Raw genomic sequence first — 16705 nt, 5'->3', positions numbered from 1 at the left:
GTCGGGACTTAGTGTAGGACTTTGACAAGGGTGTATAAATGATAAAACGGTTCTTGCTGACCTGTAGCATTCTGGCTACTGCCGGAGTGATCACCGCAGGGGCGTCTGCTGAAACCCTCGATGATGCGCTTGCCAAAGCATATCAGAGCAACCCGACGCTGGAAGCTGGCCGGGCGCAACTGCGTGCAACGGACGAGCAGATATCTCAGGCTCTTTCCAACTGGCGGCCGACGGTTCAATTAAATGGTAGTGCAGGTATCCGCAGGCTGGATGTTGATACCGAGCAGGCTTCGACCACACGAAAATCAACATTGAACCCCTACGAGGTTGGCCTCAATGTAAGCCAGCCGTTGTATCGTGGCGGTCGGACCGAAGCCGAGACCGAACGTGCAGATGCGCGGATCAAGGCTCAGCGCGCTGCGTTGCGTTCAAGCGAGCAAAATGTGTTCCTTGATGTTGCAACGGCATATTTTAACGTTTTGCGCGACACAGCTGTTGTTGAACTAAACCAGAATAACATTCGCGTTCTTGAGCGTCAGCTTGAAGCAACACGTGATCGTTTCTCGGTTGGGGAAGTGACCCGTACTGACGTGTCGCAGGGTGAGGCTCGCCTTGCCGGTGCCAAGGCCGATTTGATTGCGGCACAGGGCACGCTTGCCAATACACGCGCGGTTTATGAACGTCTGGTCGGGAATGCACCGACTGACCTTCAAATTCCGGATCCGCTTGGGGGGCTGCCGACGGGTGTTAAGCAGGTCATCGAAACCGCCAGCGCACAGCACCCGGATGTTCTTCAGGCGCAGTATTCGGAAGATGCAGCTCATGATGACATTCGCCTGAGCGAGGGTGCGCTTTATCCGGTGGTCAGTTTGTCGGCTGGTTTGTCGCGCAGCAGCGAATCATCTAGTGAAGACATGACAACCGATACTGCCGAGGTTTTGGCAGAGGTCACAGTGCCGATCTATCAGCAGGGTGCTGAATATTCCAGCATTCGTGCGGCCAAGCAAACTGCTAGTCAGGCACGCATGGTTGTCGATCAGTCACGCCGTGAAGTGATTGAAAGTGCGACCAGCGCGTGGGAAAACCTGGTAACGGCACGTGCCAGCATCGAAAGCCAGCAGGCTGAGGTTTCATCGGCTGAAGTTGCTCTTGATGGTGTGCAACGTGAAGCATCAGTCGGCTCGCGGACTGTGCTTGATGTTCTTGACCAGGAACAGGAACTTTTGCAGGCGCGTGTGTCTTTGGTGCAGTCGCGCCGGGATGCGGCGGTTGCTGAATTCCAGGTAAAGGCGGCAATTGGTGCCCTGAATGCACAGGTTTTGGGTCTGCCGGTTGAAATTTACGATGTAGAACAGAACTATAATAAAGTTAAGGATCAATTGTGGGGATCTGATTGATCTGGAAGTGCCAACACCGGCCCCGAACGGGAAGGGGGTCGGATAATCGACCGGACCAGTTCGGTGATTATTTTTTAGCGCGGAAGAAAACCAATGAGTGACGGGCAACAGGAACCTTCGATGGAGGACATCCTTCAGTCTATTCGCAAAATTCTTGCGGATGAAGGCGAGGATGAAAAAAAGGAACCGGCAAAACCAAAGCCGGCCCCGGCCCCGGTGCCTGAACCTGAACCAGAGGTTTTTGACGAGCCGGAAGATGAGTTTGACGAACTGGTTCTGGAAGATGAACCGGAAGAGCTGGAGCTTGACGACGAAGAACCTGAACCTCTTGATCTTGATGATGAAGAGGAGATGGAACTTGAACCGGAAAGTATGGATCTTGACGATATGCTCGATTTTGAAGAGCAGGTCGACGAAGAACCTGAACCGGAGCCGGAACCTGTTCGCGAGGAGCCGCGTCGTCAGATGCCTGCTTTTTACGAGGAAGAAGATGATGATGAACCTGCCCTGATTTCGGGGCAGACAGAATCTTCGGCCTCGGGGAGCATGACAGAGCTGGCCCAGGCGGTTGCGCGCAAGCGTGCAATCGGTTTGGGAATCAACGCTGGCCATGCCACCCTTGAAGATCTGGTGCGCGATATGCTGCGCCCGATCTTGAAAGAGTGGCTGGATGAGAATTTGCCTTATATGATCGAACGCCTTGTGAAAAAGGAAATCGAGCGGATTGTAAGCCGCGCCGAAGACCTCTAGGCGAGCCGACGAGCAAGAAACAGCGGCGCGCCTTTGGTGCGCCGCTTTTTTTTCTTTTATCAATAAAACCCGCAGCGGATCAGAAAGACGATGTTGGATAAAACCTATAGCCCGGCAGACGTGGAAAACAAGCTCTACGAAAAATGGGAAAAATCCGGGGCATTTTCTGCCCATCCGGAAAGTAAAGAAAATCCCTATGTCATTATGATGCCGCCGCCCAACGTGACCGGTAGCCTGCATATGGGGCATGCGCTGACCTTTACCTTGCAGGATATTCTTGTGCGTTACAACCGCATGACCGGCAAGGATACCTTGTGGCAGCCAGGCACAGACCATGCCGGCATTGCGACCCAGATGGTGGTGGAACGTCAGCTTGGCGCCCAAAATGTGACCCGTCACGACCTGGGCCGCGAAAAGTTCGTCGAAAAAGTCTGGGAATGGAAAGAGGAATCGGGTGGAACCATTACCAATCAGTTGCGTCATCTTGGCGCATCGCCTGATTGGCCGCGCGAACGCTTTACGATGGACGAGGGCCTGTCAGCTGCTGTACGCAAGGTGTTTGTAACCCTGCACAAGCAAGGGCTGATTTACCGCGACAAGCGTCTGGTGAACTGGGATCCTAAACTTCTGACCGCGATTTCGGACCTTGAAGTGGTTCAAAAAGAAGTCAAAGGTCATTTTTGGCATTTCAAATACCCGATCGAGGGCCGCGAGGGTGAGTTTATCACCGTTGCCACGACCCGCCCGGAAACCATGCTGGGCGATACAGCAGTTGCTGTTCATCCCGATGATGAACGTTATGCCGATCTGGTTGGCAAATATTGCATTTTGCCAATTGTTGGCCGTCGTATTCCGATTGTGGCCGATGAATATGCCGACCCGGAAAAGGGCTCCGGTGCGGTTAAAATCACGCCGGCGCACGACTTTAACGACTTTGAAGTTGGCAAGCGCAACGATCTGGAAAAAATCAATATTCTGGATGACCATGCCTGTATCAATGAAAATGCGCCCGAAGAATATCGTGGCATGGACCGGTTCAAGGCGCGTGATCTGATTATTGCCCGGATGGAAGAGTTCGGTCTTGTCGACAAGATCGAGGAAACTGTTCACATGGTCCCTTATGGGGATCGTTCCAACGTTGTCATTGAACCCTATCTGACGGATCAGTGGTTTGTGAATGCGGAAGTTCTTGCCAAACCGGCAACAGAAGCCGTTGAAGATGGTCGTATCCGTTTTGTGCCCAAAAACTGGGAAAACACCTATTTTGAATGGATGCGCAATATCCAGCCATGGTGTATTTCACGCCAATTGTGGTGGGGGCATCGTATTCCGGCATGGTTCGGGCCCGACGGCACCTTCTTTGTTGAAGAAACCGAAGCTGAAGCAATTGCTGCAGCCAAGGCGCATTACGGCAAGGATGTTGAACTTAATCAGGAAACCGACGTTCTCGATACGTGGTTTTCATCTGCCTTATGGCCGTTTTCAACGCTGGGCTGGCCTGATCAAACACCGGAGCTTGGCAAATACTACCCGGGCGATGTGCTGGTTACCGGATTTGACATCATTTTCTTCTGGGTTGCCCGCATGATCATGATGGGGATGCATTTCATGGATGGGCAGGTGCCGTTCCGTGATGTGTATATCCATGCACTGGTCCGCGATGAACACGGTCAGAAAATGTCCAAATCCAAGGGTAACGTGATTGACCCGCTGGATCTGATAGGCAAATTTGGCTGCGATGCCTTGCGCATGACATTGACGGCCCTGGCCGCACAGGGCCGTGATATTAAACTGGCTGAATCACGGGTTGAAGGGTATCGCAACTTTGCGACCAAAATCTGGAATGCGGCCCGTTTCTGCGAAATGAATGAATGTATCGTTGTTGACGGATTTGATCCCAAATCGGTGAAAACGACGTTGAATCGCTGGATTGTTGGCAAGGTTGCCGAGGCGGCCAAAACCGTATCCGGTTCGATTGAAAACTATCGTTTCAATGATGCGGCGGCGGGTGCCTATCAGTTTGTCTGGGGAACTTTCTGCGATTGGTATCTGGAACTGGCAAAGCCCGTATTCATGGGCGACGATGTTGATGCAAAAGCCGAAACACGGGCCACTGCGGCATGGGTTTTGGATCAGATATTGTTGATCCTGCATCCTGTTATGCCATTCATCACCGAAGAATTGTGGGCGCAAACCAGTGAAACACATACAGGTTTGTTGATGGCGCAAGCCTGGCCCAAACTGGATGATGACCTGATTGATACCGATGTCGAAGCCGAAATGGATTTGGCATTACGCCTGATCGGCAATATTCGCGGGGTGCGTTCAGAAATGAATGTGCCGCCGTCTGCCGAGGTGCCAATTTATCTGGTCGATGCAACTGCCGCCATGAAGGCAGCAATTACGGCACAGGAAGCCCAGGTCAAGCGTCTGGCCCGGGTCGCTGTGATCGAACTTATTGGTCAGGATGGCGTGGAAGCCGTTGCCAAAGGTGCCATTCAGACCGTTGTTGACGGTGTGCCGGTATTTGTTTCTGTGGCTGATTTCATTGATGTTGCGGCAGAAAAGTCGCGTCTTGAAAAAGAAATCGAAAAAATTGGCAAATACATCACGGCGCAGGAAGGCAAGCTGTCGAACGAACGCTTTGTCAGTCGGGCCCCGGAAGAAATTGTTGCAGCCGAAAAAGGTAAACTTGAAGATGCCCGTAATACGTTGGGTAAACTTCAGGAAGGTTATGATCGCATTGCTGCCATGTAAGGTTGTGCGTTTTATTGCCTGATCGACAAAAGGGGTGCTGTATTTACGGCATCCCTTTTTTGTCGCTGGTATTGGTGGGGGAATCGCATAAATTGTCGCCCTATGTTTTGCGCAGGAGACAGTATTATGCCGCTTTCCCGTTTACCGTCGCCGCCATATTACGCCGTTATTTTTTCATCCATTCGCACAGATGGTGATGATGTGGCATATGGGGCAAAAGCCGCCGAAATGAGCCGCCTTGCAGCACAACAGGATGGGTATCTTGGCGAAGATTCAACTGTCCGTGATGAGAATGGCATGGGAATTACGGTGTCTTACTGGCGAGATGAAGCGGCCATTCGTGCGTGGAAATTACAACTTGATCACACGGAAGCCCGCAATATGGGCCGCGCAAAATGGTATCAAAGCTATACGTTAAGGGTTGCCAGAGTTGAGCGGGCCTACGATTTTGATCGGCCTGACGGCAATTTTCAGAACCGGGATCAGGATTGATGCTGGCTGAAGAACATCCATTTATGGAACCTGTCATTGCTTTTGGGGCGTTACGGGATGTTGGCGAATGTCATTTCCTTGACGGGGGAAATGACAGCGGCTTTTCCTATATTGCCTTAAACGCTGTTCATACCATTTCAGCCCGGGACGGGCAGGTAACGGTTGATGGTGTTGATGTGCCCGGTGCCCCATTTGAGGTGCTGGCAACCATGATGGCCGGTTACGACGTTAAAAATGATCCGGCTTTGCCTCCATTCCAGGGGGGGGTGGTGGGATATTTCGGGTATGATTTGTGCCACCAGCTTGAAAAGCTGCCTGTGCCGGAACAGGACTGGCTGAATATTCCCGATATGTTGGTGGGCATTTATGATGCTGTGCTGTCCTTTGATCTTGCCAATCGTCGGATGTGGATAATTACGCACGGTTATTTGGAAATGGGTCAAGAAACCCGGAAAACCTGCGCGTCACTGCAACTGGCCCAAATTAAGGGGCGGTTAAGCCATTGTCAGCAATCCTTCGAGGTTGAGGTGCCAGCCGCACCTGCTTTGCCAGACATTGTGCCGTGGCAGACCGATTTTAACCGCGCGGATTATGAACGTGCGGTAAGAGAGGTGCTGGATTACATATTTGCAGGCGATATTTTTCAGGCAAACCTGTCGCAGTCGTTTTTCGCTCATTATGGGCCTGAAAACACCCCGGACAGATTTAGCCTCTATCGACGATTACGCGCAATAAGTCCGGCCCCATTCGGGGCATATCTTGAATTTGGCGCAGTTGGTATTTTATCAAACTCGCCGGAGCGGTTTTTAAAAATAGATACCGATGGCCGGGTTGAGACTAAACCGATCAAGGGAACCCGAGCGCGTGGAACAACGACACTAGAGGACGCCACAAACGCACAGGAATTGCTTCTGTCTGAAAAAGACCGGGCAGAGAATGTTATGATTGTTGATTTACTGCGCAACGATCTGTCGAAGGTATGTGAACCCCATAGTGTTATTGCAACCGCAATTTGCCAGCTGGAAAGCTTCGCCAACGTCCATCATCTTGTTTCAACAATTGAAGGACGACTTGAGAGCGGGAAAACGGCAATTGATGCGCTAGCGGCATGTTTTCCTGGCGGGTCGATTACCGGGGCACCTAAAATCAGGGCGATGGAAATTATAACCGAACTTGAAAATCGTCGTCGCGGAGCCTATTGCGGGGCGATCGGGTTTATCGGTTTTAACGGGGCGATGGATACGAATATTGCCATTAGAACCCTGTCAATTCATGAAGGCCGGGCGGCCTTTAACGTTGGTGGTGGTATTGTCGCCGATAGTATTCCTGCCGCTGAATATGACGAAACCCTATCCAAGGCGGCCAAGCTGATGGCGGCTGTTGGCATAGGGGCAGAATTGCCATAACGTCTGGCAGACTGGTGCACTGCTGACACGGGAACGGGAAATCGTTTGTGATTTTACTGATCGATAATTACGATTCTTTTGTTTTCAACCTGGCGCGATATGTTCGTGAACTGGGGCGCGATGTTGTGGTTATGCGCAACGACGCCATTGATGCGAATGGTGTTCGTAAGCTGGCACCGGATGCCATTATTATGTCGCCGGGTCCCTGCGCGCCTGATCAGGCCGGGCAGTGCCTTAATATCGTGGGCGACACATGTGCCGATATTCCATTGTTGGGTGTATGCCTTGGTCATCAGGTTATCGCCCAGGCGTTTGGCGGCAGTATTACCCGGGCTATCCGCCCTTTGCATGGCAAGACGACCCCCATTGAACATGACGGCACAGGGGTGTTTGCCAATGTGCCAAATCCCCTTACCGTGACCCGGTATCATTCGTTGGTTGCACATTTACCCGTCAATGATAGCCAATTGCGGGCAACGGCGATTAGCTCTGACGGGGAATTGATGGCGCTGGCGCATACAAGTTTGCCGGTCTTTGGCGTGCAATTTCATCCCGAGGCGGTTTTGACTGAACATGGCCATGCGTTGCTGGCGAATTTTTTGCGCATTGCCGATAATTTTAACCGGCGAAAAACAGTGCCGCGAGAGCCCGGCAATGTAATTGCAAAGGGAGCCTGATAATGTTGTGGCTTAATGGCTCGTTTTATACGGTTAATCCCGCGCAAATATCCGTTTCAGATCGTGGTTTTTTGCTGGGGGATGGTGTTTTTGAAACCATGCGGGCACGACATGGGCAAGTAGGCTGGTTGTCGTCTCATCTTGAAAGAATATCCCGTTCTATTGACATAATAGGCGGCGTTTCTGTTTCGCTGCCTTCTAAAACACAGATGGCGGAAATTATTGCGACACTTTGTCAGACATTTTCAAACCCTCATGGGGTTATCCGCCTGACCATATCACGCGGGCAGGGTGGGCAGGGGTTGCTGCCTGCCGGGGCAAGTGAGCCCGTGGTGTTAATAACAGCAAAACCATTTGATCTTGAGGGCGGCAAAAAGCCTGTTACCTTGGCAGTATCAAAACGGGTACGTCGTAATCCGTGGTCGGTCGCCAGTCAGATAAAAAGCCTGAATTATCTGGATAATATCATTGCCCGGCAAGAAGCGGCCAATGCGGGGGCAGAAGACTGCCTTATTATGACGCAAGATGGTTATGTTGGCGAAACCACCATTGCCAATATTTTTGTTCTGATTAACGGCCAGCTTTGCACAGCAGCAAAACAAAGTGGGATTTTTGCCGGATTGGCCCGCGACTTTGTAATTGATTGGGCGCAAAGAAATGATATCGCAATATGCTATGATCCGTTGACGATTGGGGACCTAAAAGCAGCAGAATATGTTATTGTTTGCAATGCATTGCGCGGTATTCGGGCCGTTTCAAGTGTCGAGGGGGAAATGCTTGTACAATCGGAATACGGACGGGATTTGCATAAAAAATTGTCGTCGGCTCTTGAAATGAGTGTCAGGGGTTAGCTTGTAATCAGCTGCGATTTTTAAATCGGTTTCAAATTTCAGAGAACACACGCGCAGGGAGATTATGACGCAAACTGGAAAGCTAAAGGAAATTTCGGCAGTCAGGTTACTGGAATTGCTGAAAAAGAATGATCAGTCTGGCAAGAAGCTGTTTGTCGGATTGTTGAATGTACCGGTTGCGTTGCGATTTTCGTCCGAGGATTATGCTGTTCTGATGCGTGAAGGTTTTCGCCTTTTGCCCGAACGCACCCAGCAATACAAACTTGATAATGGCATGGTTGCATTTGTTCGCCTTGGCCGCGGCTTTGGCAATGTGGACCCGTTTGTCGATACTATCTCGGAATTACTGGAAAAGGTTATTGTCCGCCAGGGGATAGGGGCGGTTCCCGATGATATCTGGAGTGAATTTCGCTGGCCAGATGATGATGCCGGGTTACAAGCCGCCCTTCATATCAGTGAAAAAGATGCCATTTCATCGATCGGCAAAAAGAAAATTGACCTGGCAAATATGCTAAAGGCGGCCATTTCAGGTGATGCTGTTTATGATTCGTGCCGTCGCCAGGCCATTTTGGAAATCCGCGATACCCAACGCGAAATTATTGGCCACGAACTTTATTGTTCACTGGATTTTTTGCGCCATAATCATTTGGCAAATTTCGCTCTTGAAGGTCCCGGCGAAATAGAAATTCTGTCGCGGGTGCTTGATGAAAAGGTCATGGCCCTGACCGAACGCCTTTCTCCAATTATTTTGCCCGATGTACTGCATTTGAACATGCAGGTGCAAACCATCTTTTCCGATGCATTTACCAGCTTTCTTGACAGCGGTGATAGCCGTTTTGCCCGAAACCTGGCGATTGAGGTTTCGCTGGAAAACGCGATAGCCGACTGGTGGGAATTTGAAGACGCCTGTAAATTATTACAGTCTGCCGGGGTTCGGGTTGGCCTGGATCGCATAACTTTGCCAGCGCTTGAGTTTTTATCCCCTCGCAAGATTAAGGTTGATTTTGTGAAGGTGATTTGGGACCAAAATATTATCGGGTCCAAGAGGTCCACTGTTGCCGAAAGATTGCGCGAATTTGCAACCGCATTGGGAAACCGCAACCTGATTTTAACCCGTTGCGATAGCCGAACCGCAGTGCGAATGGGACGAAGCCTGGGGGTCGATGCGTTTCAGGGCAGTTATGTTGATGCCTTGCTGGGCAAACATCTTGCCGAAGATTGTGATTCCCCCCATGCCGCAGGCAACGAACGCCGCTGTGCCGTTTGCCAATGGGCACCGCGCGAGGCCGAAAGCAACGGGTGCAGCTTTCACTTTCGGGCAGGTAAGGTTTTGCCGCCTCTTTAGGATACCCGATCAATAACGGGGAGAAGGGCCGTTTGGCAGCCAATCGGTTATCTGCATTTGCGCAACACTATGTTGGCAAGGTTTGATCTTGCCAACATAGTTGTAATTTCCTAATGTCATCTCACTGACCGTTTGTTGCGGTTGGTTATGTCGTTATTAAAACGGCGCTTATTCTCAGGGCAGGGTGTAATTCCTGACCGGCGGTAACCCGATTTCGGGAAGCCCGCGAGCGCCTGACAGGTAACTGTCAGGGTCAAGCAGATCTGGTGTGATTCCAGAGCCGACGGTAATAGTCCGGATGGGAGAGGATAAGGCGTGACAGAAGTGGCCACTGGATTTTCCATGTGTCTGTTTTGTCAGGTATCGACAAAGAACGATGTGTATCATCGTTTCTTTGGCCTTTCTTGCGTGCCCTGATTCGTAAGCCGCCATTATTGGAGGACGGTTATGAATCAGAGTGATCATCAGGAACCTACATTGGCGCAATTTGGCGATCCAATGGTGCGTATGGAACGTGCCATTGCCGATTTGCAGGCGGGTAAAGGGGTTCTGGTTGTCGACGACGAAGATCGTGAAAACGAAGGCGATCTGATATTTTCAGCACAGCATTTGACCAATGAACAAATGGCGATGATGATTCGCGATTGTTCCGGCATTGTGTGCCTGTGCCTGACAGATGCCCATGCAACGGCACTGGAATTGCCGCCCATGGTGGCCAATAATACGTCCAGCATGGGAACCGGATTTACCGTTAGCATCGAAGCCAAAGCAGGTGTCACTACCGGCGTTTCGGCCGCAGACCGCACGACAACGGTTAAGGTTGCCACAGCAGACGGTGCCAAGGCATCCGACCTTGCCCGGCCTGGCCATGTGTTTCCGTTGCGCGCCCGGCCGGGCGGGGTGATGGAACGTCGCGGCCATACCGAGGCGACGGTAGATATGATGCGCCTGGCCGGGTTGAAACCGGCCGGGGTTTTGTGCGAAGTCACCAACCCCGATGGCAGCATGGCCCGCTTGCCCGAACTTGTCGACTATGCAACACGTCATGACATGGTTGTTATCAGCATCGATGATATCGTTGCCTATCGCCAGCAAATGCAAAAGGCCGCCGAATAGTCTTTTTGCTGTTTGATCGGTGCTAAAATCGTAAGGGACGGTCACATGGACCGTCCCTTTTTTGATGATTTACCGGATTAACAAATAAATTTATCTATTTGATTTTAATTATTTATCCGTCAATCATGCACCATACCGGAGTATGATCGGACGCCTTTTCCTTGCCGCGTGGGTCACGGTCAATGTCAGCAGCACTTAAACGGTCTGCGGCAGCAGGTGTTAGCAACAAATGGTCAATGCGCAGCCCGTTATCCTTGTTCCACGCCCCGGCACGATAATCCCACCAGCTATATTGATGGCCGCTGGCATTAAAGGTGCGAAAAGCATCGGTGTAGCCCATATTCATCATAGTGCGCAGGCGTTTGCGTTCCTGGGTCGAACACAAAACTTTTTCATGTAGTTTTTCCGGGTCATAGACATCAGCATCATCGGGCGCAATGTTATAGTCCCCACCCATGACGGCAGCTTCTCCGCTGGCAAAAATCGCGTCAAACCGTGTGATCAGGCGATCAAGAAAATTCAGCTTGTAAGCAAATTTTTCCGAACCCACCTCGGTACCCATCGGGACGTAGATTGATGCGACACGTACCGGGTTATCACCAGAAATTACTGCTTCGATATACCGGGCCTGATCATCGTCGTCATTACCGGGCAGGCCGCGTTGAACATCCTCAATCGGAAATTTCGACAGGATCGCAACGCCGTTATAGGTTTTTTGCCCGTGAATGGCGATGTTATAGCCCAGATCCTCGATTTCCATGGCAGGAAAGCCGTCATCAACTGTTTTGGTTTCCTGTAACAAAACCACATCAGGTTGCGCCTGATCCAGCCATTCGAGGATGTTGGGAAGGCGCGCCTTGATAGAGTTGACATTCCAGGTGGCGATTTTCATGTGATCCTCGAATTTCGCTAAAGTATTGCCAAAAATAAAACGGGACCTGCGAATATCACAGGTCCCGAAAATATTTAACGCTTTCGTGCCGGGCGATCAAACCGAGAAACTTGATCCGCAGCCACAAGACGAAGATGCATTGGGATTATTGACCCGAAATGCTGCCCCGACCAGCTCGCGCACGAAATCAATTTCGGCACCGCCCAGTAAATCCAGCGATACGTCATCGACCACCATTTTGGCACCGAAGTTTTCAAAAACGTGGTCTTCGCTGCTGCTGTTGTCATCTAGCGAAAATTCATACTGAAAACCGCTGCAACCGCCACCCGAAACCTGCAAACGCAGCATCAGGTCATTATTGCCTTCGCTGTTGATCAGTTCCTGAATGCGGGTTGCCGCACTTTCTGTCATCTGTACTTGCCGGGATGCTTCCGCCATTTACATGCTCCTTGACGCTCAACCCAACGGATGGGATTCATAATCTGATGGTAACTTTATCACAATCAGACCTGTCTGTTTAACCTGTATTTAGCGCATCAATGCTAAATGTCAAAACCCCGGATTAACAAGGCTGCCATGCCGTGGGCATGCCTTGCTTGCGTTTTGTCGTGAAATGGCTCAAAACACCGGCAGACTGTTGGCCATTGGCCCTAATTCACAAATTACAAAAGTCTTTATTGCCATGAATGTTTTCAGCCAGTTGAAAAGCGATATCGAAGGCCAGATAGCGGTCCTTCAAACCGAAGGTGTCCTGTCGGGTGACCTGGATGTTTCGCGCGTTACCGTCGAACCGCCGCGCGACCCGTCACACGGCGATGCGGCCACCAATGCCGCCATGTTGTTTGCCAAGGGTGCAGGCATGAAACCGCGTGATCTGGCCGATAAATTGGCCGATAAATTACGTGCTGTTCCCGGCATTTCGGCGGTTGAAATTGCGGGGCCCGGGTTCATTAATTTGCGCATGGCCAATGATTTCTGGCTGTCGCAAATTACCGAGGTCCTTAACGTTGGTACAGCCTATGGCGATAGCCCGATGGGGCAGGGTGAACGGGTGAATGTCGAATATGTTTCGGCCAACCCGACTGGCCCGATGCATGTTGGCCATTGCCGGGGAGCGGTTGTTGGTGATGTGCTGGCAAATTTGCTTTCAAAGGCAGGCTACGACGTTACCAAGGAATATTATGTAAATGATGCCGGGGCGCAGGTCGATGTGCTGGCGCGGTCGCTTCATTTGCGCTATCGCGAAGCCCTGGGGCAAGATATCGGCACCATTCCCGCCGGTCTTTATCCGGGCGACTATCTGGTCGCACCTGGTAAAAAACTGGCTGCGCGCGATGGCGATAAATGGCTTGATCAGCCCGAAGAAACCTGGTTGCAGGAATTTCGCGGTTTCGCCATTTCTGAAATGATGGGCCTGATCCGCGACGATCTGGCTCAGCTGGGCGTGGAACATGATGTTTTCACATCCGAAGCAGCCTTGGTTGCGGCTGGCAAGGTGCAGTCAGCATTTGATTTCCTTGAAAGCAAGGGTGACATTTATGTGGGCGTGCTTGAGCCGCCCAAAGGTAAAACACCTGATGACTGGGAACCGCGCCCGCAAACGCTGTTTCGCTCTACCGAATTTGGCGATGATGTTGACCGCCCGTTGAAAAAATCGGACGGTAGCTGGACTTATTTCGCATCCGACATTGCGTGCCATTTCGATAAATACGAACGTGGCTTTGCCAACATGATTGACATTTTCGGGGCTGACCATGGCGGCTATGTCAAACGCATGAAGGCCGCGACCAAGGCAATTACCGGTGGTAATGGCTCGCTTGACGTCAAACTTTGCCAGTTGGTGAATTTGTTTGATAATGGTGAACCGGTTAAAATGTCCAAGCGTTCAGGAACGTTTGTGACATTGAACGAAGTTGTCGAACAGGTCGGCAAGGACGTTGTGCGGTTTATTATGCTGACCCGTAAAAACGATGCGACGCTGGATTTTGATTTTGCCAAGGTGACTGAACAATCCAAAGATAACCCGGTGTTTTATGTACAATACGCACATGCGCGGATTAGCTCGGTGTTCCGTCAGGCGTCCGAAGCCTTTGGTAATGTCGATTTTTCCGATGCGGCATTGGTGGGGTGTGATCTGTCGGTGCTGGATTCCGATGAAGAAATGCGTCTTGTGCGCCGTATTGCAGAGTGGCCGCGTATTATCGAGCAGGCTGCAACCGCGCATGAACCGCACCGGATTGCATTTTTCCTAAGCGAAGTCGCCGCTGATTTCCATTCCTTATGGAACCGGGGCCGCGACAATACCGAACTGCGCTTTATCAAAGCCGATGATCTGGCAACAACCCAGGCACGTCTGGCTATGATTCGGGCCGTTGCTCTGGTGATCGCATCTGGCCTGGCCGTTGTCGGGGTTAGTCCGCTCGAGGAGATGTAACAATGTCCGGGGATCATGGTCGCGACTTGTACGCGGAAACCCGCCGTCCTGCTTCGGGCGCAGCCCGGAACGACGGCTGGAAAAAGGGTGCCGCGACCGTGATTTTTGGTGTTGCAATTATTGGCGGCAGTATCGGCCTTGGTGCCTGGTGGTTTTATGGTCACGGTCAGTTTGTGACCCAGGAAGGCGATTTGCCGGTTCTCGTACCTGAAGATGGTCCGGTCAAAGTGCGGCCCGATAGCCCCGGCGGGATGGAAGTCCCGCACCGTGATACCACCATTTATCAGGAACTTGACGAAAGTGGTGGCGATGTTGCGGTTGTTATCGACGCCATTCCCGATATGCCCAAGGCACCCGATGCCTCTGAATTGGGGCCGCCGCCTGATGCACGTAAACTGGTTGGCAATGAAATTGCCATTGATACCGGCAAGGACATAACCGCGCCAGAAGTTGAGGCACCTTCGTCAGAAGGTTTGCAGAATAAAGATACGGTTGAAACGCCACCCAAACCGGCGGAAAATTCAGCAACGGCTGCAACAGCCCCGCAACCAGCGGCATCTGAAAGTTCAACCGAAGGGGAATTTCGCATTCAATTGGCATCGTTGCGCGACGATGCGCAAGCAAGTGTAGCCTGGAAAAAAATATCGTCTGAAAACAAAGATCTTGTTGGAAAACTTAAGATGTTTGTTCAGCGTGTTGATCTGGGTGACAAAGGTGTTTTTTATCGTTTGCAGGCCGGCCCGCTTGATGGGCGTGCTGCTGCTGACAAAATCTGTTCCGAATTGAAACAACGCAATGTGGGGTGCCTCAGTGTCCGGCCTTGAGTTCAAACGACCCAAAGCCTGTATCCTTGGGCTTGAAGGAACGTCATTAAGTAATTGGGAAAAAGGATTTTTTCGCGAGGCTGATCCTTATGGATACATCCTTTTTGCCCGTAATGTCGACGAGCCGGATCAGCTTAAACGCCTGACCGATGATTTGCGTGACCTTAATGGACGCAGCAATCTTCCTATTCTGGTTGACCAGGAAGGCGGGCGGGTAATGCGGTTAAAACCGCCGCACTGGCGTAAAATGCCAGCCGCTGGCGTATTTGGGCAACTCTACGAGCAAGCACCGGAAGATGCCCGTGAGGCGGCTTATTTGAATGCGCGGTTGCTGGCTGCCGATCTGATTGATGCCGGTATTTCAATTGTGTGCGCCCCCGTGCTTGATTTGTATTTTCCAGGCATGAGCGACGTTGTTGGTGATCGTTCCTATGGCAGCGAAGTTGTTAATGTTGTGGCTCTTGCCAGCGCTGTTTCTGCCGGGTTCATGGATGGCGGGATTGTGCCGGTGGTTAAACACATTCCCGGTCATGGAAGGGCATCTGTTGATAGCCACAAGGATTTACCGGTGGTCACTGCGTCGCGCAGCAGCTTGTCGGTTAATGATTTTGAACCGTTTCGCCAGATGAAGGATGTTCTTGCTGCAATGTCGGCGCATATCCTGTTTACAGCGATTGACGACCAGCGGCCTGGTACGGTGTCACCGAAAGTGATTGAGGAAATCATCCGTGGTGATATCGGGTTTGAAAATCTCTTGATCAGTGATGATCTGTCGATGGAAGCACTTGGTGGTTCCATTGCCAGCCGAACCCATGAATGCCTGGCAGCGGGATGTGATATTGCCCTGCATTGCAATGGCAAGCGGACAGAGCTGGAGCAGGTTGTTTCGATGTCGCCCAAACTGGACGGCCCGGCACTGGAACGTGCCCTTGCCGTGACCAGTAAAATAACATCCCTGCAGGGTACTGTCCCTGCAAGGTCCGTTCTGGCCGACTGGAATTCGCGGCTGGCGCAATTGCTCGCACCTGTCTGGCCTGCGGCACAAGGAGAAGGTGCTTGAACCACATTATCGACGTGATTATTTCGGCAACCACCTGGGTTTTGCCGGTGCTTTTTGCTGTGACATTGCACGAGGCGGCGCATGGCTTTGCCGCGAAAGCCTTTGGCGATGATACCGCGCAGCGGGCAGGGCGGTTAAGCCTGAACCCGATTCGACATATTGACCCGGTTGGCACCATTGTTATTCCGGGGTTGTTATTGTTAACCGGTGCGCCTTTTCTGTTTGGTTATGCCAAACCGGTGCCGGTGGCTTTTTACCGGTTAAGCCCGCAACGATTGGGGATTATTGGCGTTGCTGTCGCCGGACCGGCAGTTAATATTGTTTTGGCAATTTTATCGATAATGCTGCTGGTATGGTTACCGTCATTTTCTCCGCCGGTTAATGACTGGCTTGGTAAAACCCTGAATAATTCCATTGCTTTGAACTGTGTGCTGGCCGTTTTTAACATGTTACCGATTCCGCCGCTTGATGGCGGGCGGGTCTTAACCGCCATTTCCCCGGCACCGATGGCCCGTGTTTTGATGCGGATGGAAAAAGCCGGTATGGTCCTGTTGCTTGCGCTGGTATTTCTGTTGCCCTATGTCACTGCGCAACTGGGCATTAACCTGCCGATTTTTCAGTGGCTTGTTGTTGAACCGGCAATGTGGCTTATCAATTTTCTGGCCAGCTTTTTTTACTGATTGTTCTTTGCCGTTATACGAGAT

Annotated in this window: 15 protein-coding genes and 1 riboswitch; of the genes, 13 read left to right on the top strand and 2 right to left on the bottom strand. The window is 51.4% G+C overall.

Annotated elements, in window-relative coordinates:
• Positions 1-38 precede the first annotated feature (38 nt).
• The 9 genes from J4E05_RS01815 (at position 39) to ribB (ending at position 10791) form a co-directional block, all read left to right on the top strand.
• Entirely contained in the window at positions 39-1397 is a 1359-nt protein-coding gene (locus tag J4E05_RS01815) for a TolC family outer membrane protein (protein WP_349591958.1), read from the top strand.
• A gap of 93 nt (positions 1398-1490) precedes the next feature.
• On the top strand, positions 1491-2147 hold the full coding sequence (locus tag J4E05_RS01810) for a DUF2497 domain-containing protein (RefSeq protein ID WP_349591956.1): 657 nt from the start codon (positions 1491-1493) through the stop codon (positions 2145-2147).
• A gap of 90 nt (positions 2148-2237) precedes the next feature.
• The gene (locus tag J4E05_RS01805; protein ID WP_349591953.1) at positions 2238-4904 is read left to right on the top strand and encodes a valine--tRNA ligase; all 2667 of its coding nucleotides are present in this window, start codon (positions 2238-2240) and stop codon (positions 4902-4904) included.
• A 126-nt stretch (positions 4905-5030) separates the two neighbouring features.
• Positions 5031-5396 (top strand): antibiotic biosynthesis monooxygenase family protein, encoded by a 366-nt coding sequence (locus J4E05_RS01800; RefSeq protein ID WP_085594831.1) that lies wholly within the window; start codon positions 5031-5033, stop codon positions 5394-5396.
• Positions 5396-6802, top strand: coding sequence for an aminodeoxychorismate synthase component I (pabB, locus tag J4E05_RS01795; RefSeq protein ID WP_349591951.1), 1407 nt, complete (start codon positions 5396-5398; stop codon positions 6800-6802). Before J4E05_RS01800 ends, pabB begins: the two co-directional genes overlap by 1 nt.
• Positions 6803-6849: 47 nt before the next feature.
• Positions 6850-7479 (top strand): anthranilate synthase component II, encoded by a 630-nt coding sequence (locus tag J4E05_RS01790; protein ID WP_349591949.1) that lies wholly within the window; start codon positions 6850-6852, stop codon positions 7477-7479.
• Between the two features lie 2 nt (positions 7480-7481).
• The gene (locus J4E05_RS01785; protein WP_085594826.1) at positions 7482-8330 is read left to right on the top strand and encodes an aminotransferase class IV; all 849 of its coding nucleotides are present in this window, start codon (positions 7482-7484) and stop codon (positions 8328-8330) included.
• 64 nt (positions 8331-8394) lie between these two features.
• Positions 8395-9675, top strand: a complete 1281-nt coding sequence (locus J4E05_RS01780) for an EAL domain-containing protein (RefSeq protein ID WP_349591947.1) — start codon at positions 8395-8397, stop codon at positions 9673-9675.
• Between the two features lie 166 nt (positions 9676-9841).
• Positions 9842-9989, top strand: a riboswitch (FMN riboswitch).
• Between the two features lie 133 nt (positions 9990-10122).
• On the top strand, positions 10123-10791 hold the full coding sequence (ribB, locus tag J4E05_RS01775) for a 3,4-dihydroxy-2-butanone-4-phosphate synthase (RefSeq protein ID WP_085594823.1): 669 nt from the start codon (positions 10123-10125) through the stop codon (positions 10789-10791).
• 112 nt (positions 10792-10903) lie between these two features.
• Here the strand turns inward: ribB and xth are convergent, their stop codons facing one another.
• The gene (xth, locus tag J4E05_RS01770; RefSeq protein WP_349591944.1) at positions 10904-11683 is read right to left on the bottom strand and encodes an exodeoxyribonuclease III; all 780 of its coding nucleotides are present in this window, start codon (positions 11681-11683) and stop codon (positions 10904-10906) included.
• A gap of 96 nt (positions 11684-11779) precedes the next feature.
• On the bottom strand, positions 11780-12121 hold the full coding sequence (gene erpA, locus J4E05_RS01765) for an iron-sulfur cluster insertion protein ErpA (RefSeq protein WP_085594821.1): 342 nt from the start codon (positions 12119-12121) through the stop codon (positions 11780-11782).
• 244 nt (positions 12122-12365) lie between these two features.
• Here erpA and argS point away from each other — a divergent pair, with 244 nt between their 5' ends.
• The 4 genes from argS to J4E05_RS01745 are packed head-to-tail and all read left to right on the top strand — an operon-like array spanning position 12366 to position 16681.
• Positions 12366-14117: an arginine--tRNA ligase gene (argS, locus tag J4E05_RS01760; RefSeq protein WP_349591942.1), complete on the top strand. Its 1752-nt coding sequence runs from the start codon at positions 12366-12368 to the stop codon at positions 14115-14117.
• A 2-nt stretch (positions 14118-14119) separates the two neighbouring features.
• On the top strand, positions 14120-14941 hold the full coding sequence (locus tag J4E05_RS01755) for an SPOR domain-containing protein (RefSeq protein WP_349591940.1): 822 nt from the start codon (positions 14120-14122) through the stop codon (positions 14939-14941).
• Positions 14928-16001 (top strand): beta-N-acetylhexosaminidase, encoded by a 1074-nt coding sequence (gene nagZ, locus J4E05_RS01750; RefSeq protein ID WP_349591938.1) that lies wholly within the window; start codon positions 14928-14930, stop codon positions 15999-16001. Before J4E05_RS01755 ends, nagZ begins: the two co-directional genes overlap by 14 nt.
• Positions 15998-16681 carry a site-2 protease family protein gene (locus tag J4E05_RS01745; RefSeq protein WP_349591936.1) on the top strand — a complete coding sequence of 228 codons (684 nt, stop codon included), beginning with the start codon at positions 15998-16000 and terminating at the stop codon, positions 16679-16681. Before nagZ ends, J4E05_RS01745 begins: the two co-directional genes overlap by 4 nt.
• The last annotated feature ends 24 nt before the right edge of the window (positions 16682-16705 follow it).

It is taken from the genome of Thalassospira sp. NFXS8 (assembly GCF_040148805.1).
Classification (GTDB): Bacteria; Pseudomonadota; Alphaproteobacteria; order Rhodospirillales; family Thalassospiraceae; genus Thalassospira.
This window is presented reverse-complemented; position numbering and strand designations above follow the sequence as displayed.